Origin of the sequence: Embleya scabrispora DSM 41855, from assembly GCF_000372745.1 — a bacterium.
In the GTDB taxonomy this organism is placed as follows: domain Bacteria; phylum Actinomycetota; class Actinomycetes; order Streptomycetales; family Streptomycetaceae; genus Embleya; species Embleya scabrispora.
In genome coordinates this window covers 1-3,399 of sequence record NZ_KB889630.1, presented here as the reverse complement: position 1 = coordinate 3,399, position 3,399 = coordinate 1, and the positions used below count along the sequence as shown (strand labels likewise).

The following is a 3,399-nucleotide window of genomic DNA, read 5'->3' as shown; positions in this document are numbered from 1 at the left end:
TTCAAGCTCATCCCCTACATCGTCGGCGGCTTCTTCCTCGCGGGCATCNCCCTCGCCCTCTACATGAAGCACCAACGCCCCGAACGCTACGAGCAGATGGGCCGCATCATCCTCGAGGACGCGGCCGAGCGCTGACCCCCGCACCTGGGCCGCAGTAATCCTGCGCATGCCGATCGGTGGGTTCCGAGAGATCCGTCAGACGAGACCGCCCGAGGCCCGACGCGCAGTGTGGCGCGCACAGCAGACGCGGGGCGGCGAAGAGCTCGTCGAGGTCGTCAGGTTGCTTGCCGACCGGCGTGTGAACGGTGTGCTTGGGCATTTCACTCTCCCCTTTCCCGAGGGCCGATCCGTGCGGCGTCACAGCGGCTGGCAACGCGAAGACGTCGGCGGACGGCTGTGCCCGGCCATGGGCGGGCGCGTTCCGAGTGGGCGGCGCGTCGACCGCCTATCGGTCGATGGCCCACCCTCGGAATCCGGGCCGGGACCCGTGTCGCGGGAGCGGGTACGGCGTGTCCTGAGTGGCCTGTGATCCGTCGCGAGGGAAACTTGGGAGAGCGGGGCAGGGCGTGCAGTTTGCGTCGTACGAAGCCGCGAAGGGAACTCGCCCATGAGCAACCGTGACGGACCGTCGCAGGCAGGCGCGGGCGTCCCCTTCGACATGGCCGACATGGCGACCGTGCTGGTGGACGGGCCGGGGCTCGTGCTGGGCTGGAGCCGAAAGGCGGAACAGATACTCGGCTATCCCGCGGCGGAGGTGTTGAACCGGCCGATCGCCGCGTTCATCACCCTTCCGGATGGTGTGACGACTACCGGACCGGCGGACGGCATGGGCGGGGCAGGAGATCGGGACGACGATCCCGTGCCCGGAACCTGGAGCGGGCGCGTTACGGCGCGTCAACGTGACACTCGACGAATGGAACTGGAGGTGAGGATCTGCCCGCTGGCCCACGCGGGCGACCGCGATCTGTGTCTGCTGTTTCTGATCGATCCACAGAGCACGCCGTGGTGGGGAGTCAGCCAATCGGTGCTGGAACGGTTCCTCACGCACCTGCCGTACGGGGTTGCCGTGCTGGACACGGACCTGCGGTACGTGTGGCTGAACGAAACCCTCGAACGCACGGCGGGCGTGCCAAGCGAGGAAAGACTCGGGCGACGGGTGTCGGACGTACTGCCGGGTATGGCCCCGGAGGCGATGGAGGCCCACTTGCGGCACGCTCTGGAGACCGGTGAATCGGTGCGCTCATTCGAGCACCGCGGCCACGTACCGGCGCATCCGGATCGCGAACGGGTCTTTTCGACGTCGTTCTTCCGGCTCGACGACTCCGCGGGGCACGTGCTGGGTGTGGGCTACATGGGCGCGGACATCACCGACAGCAAGCGCGCACAGGAGAGGTTGACGCTGCTGACCGAGTCCGGAGCCCGGATCGGAAACAGCCTGGACATCGCCAAAACCGCCGCGGAACTGGTCGAGACGGCCGTGCCCCGGTTCGCGGACTTCGCTTGCGTCGACCTCCTCGAGCCCGTCCTTCACGGCCGAGAGCCGGAAGAGGGGACGACGCCCGACGTGGCGTCGTTGCGACGGGTGGCCCATCGGTCGCTTCGCGCGGGCTGCCCGGAGGCGGCCGTAGGCGTGGGCGAGCCGAGCCGGTACGTCTCTCGGTCGCCGATGGTCCGCTGCCTGATCGAGGGCAAGGCCGTCTTGCAGTCCTTCGGCGACGACGAAGCCGCGCGTTGGCTCGCCGACGACGTGATCCGCGCCGACCGGGCCCGGGAGTTCGATCCGCGGTCGCTGATCGTGGTGCCGGTACGGTCCCAGCGTCGCCCGCTGGGTGTGGCGCTGTTCGTCAGGTGGTGGCCGAACGAACGATTCGAGGAGGCGGATCTGCTGCTGGCCGAAGAATTCGTCTCCCGGGCAGCGGTGTCCCTGGACAACGCGCGCCGGTACACCCGCGAACACAACGCGGCACTCACCCTGCAACGCAGCCTCCTCCCGCACGCCCTGAACGACACCCCCGCCCTCGAGGTCGCCTCCCGCTACCTGCCCGCCGACAACCGTGACGGCGTGGGCGGGGACTGGTACGACGTGATCCCGCTCTCCGGAACGCGCGTCGCCCTCGTGGTCGGCGACGTGGTCGGACACGGCATCAACGCCGCAGCCACCATGGGGAGGCTGCGCGCGGCGGTTCGCACCCTGGCGATGACGGATCCCGCCCCGAACGAGTTGCTCGCCCGTCTCGACGATCTGGTCCTTCACCTGATCGACGAGGGGCCCGCCGACGAGGACCGCGCGGCAACCACCGCGGTCCTGGGAGCCACGTGCCTGTACGCCGTCTACGACCCGATCACCGGCCGCTGCGCCATGGCCCGGGCCGGCCACCCGGCGCCCGCCGTCGGCACGCCCGACGGTGGGGTCGACTTCGTGGACCTAGCGGGTGGCCCGCCCCTCGGCCTGGGCTCGTTTCCCTTCGAATCGACCGAGGTGGAACTCGCCGAGGACAGCCTGCTCGCCCTCTTCACCGACGGCCTGGTCGAGAGCCCGACGGAGGACGTCGACGTCGGGTTGCTGCGCCTTCGACGGGCCCTGGCCTGCCGGAACCGGTCGTTGGATGAGATCTGCGCCCGGGTGATGGCCTCGGTGCCCGCCCGCCCGCAGACGGACGACGTCGCCCTGCTGCTGGCCCGAGTCCACCGCCTGCCCGCAGACAGCGTCGTGTCGTGGGACGTGCCGACGGATCCGGCAGCGGTTTCCGGCGCCCGCGACCTGGCGACCGGTGCTCTCGAACGGTGGGGGTTGGCCGACCTGGCGTTCACCACGGAGTTGGTGATCAGCGAGCTGGTCACCAACGCGATCCGGTACGCGGCGGGTCCCGTCCGACTACGGCTGATCAAGGATTCCGTACTGACTTGCGAGGTTTCCGACGCCGGCAGCACCTCGCCACATCTGCGTCACGCCCGCACGACGGACGAGGGCGGCCGAGGACTGTTCATCGTCGCGCAACTGACCCACCGCTGGGGCACCCGCTACACGGCGGACGGCAAGGTCATCTGGGCGGAGCAGGTCTGCCCACCGCAGGTTTGACGCATCACTCGGGCGAAAATCAAGGAGACCTGCACCTGTATCTCCCGAACTAACAAACCACCGGTAAGTAAGCCCGCAGGGCGACCGGTCGCCATGCGAACAAGCCGACCAGCGGGAGCGGCTCGGCCCGTCCTAAAAAGGGGAGGGAGGAAAGCGGGTCGGCTCCCGCCCGGTTACTCCATTCCGGCGGGCGGGTCGGCGAACACCCCTGCCGGCATTCCGGTGGCCTGGCCGACCTCAATGAGGTATCCGTCGGGATCGCGGAGATAGCAGCGCAACTCGGCTTTCCGGTCGATGGGCGGGGTGAGGAATTCCGCCCC

Annotated in this window: 2 protein-coding genes; one reads left to right on the top strand and one right to left on the bottom strand. The window is 69.1% G+C overall.

Annotation, left to right across the window (positions count from 1 at the left end; all coding sequences use genetic code 11):
- Positions 1 to 607: 607 nt before the first annotated feature.
- Positions 608 to 3,079, top strand: coding sequence for a SpoIIE family protein phosphatase (locus tag A3IC_RS0114385; RefSeq protein ID WP_020550749.1), 2,472 nt, complete (start codon positions 608 to 610; stop codon positions 3,077 to 3,079).
- A gap of 173 nt (positions 3,080 to 3,252) precedes the next feature.
- On the opposite strand, the gene A3IC_RS70970 is transcribed toward A3IC_RS0114385, so the two are convergent.
- Positions 3,253 to 3,399, bottom strand: a 147-nt coding sequence (locus A3IC_RS70970; protein ID WP_040876624.1) for a VOC family protein, incomplete at its 5' end; no start/stop codon positions are given.

Excerpts from the sequence above, each read along its gene's own strand:
- A3IC_RS0114385 (WP_020550749.1), top strand. The coding sequence starts at position 608 with ATGAGCAACCGTGACGGACCGTCGCAGGCAGGCGCGGGCGTCCCCTTC.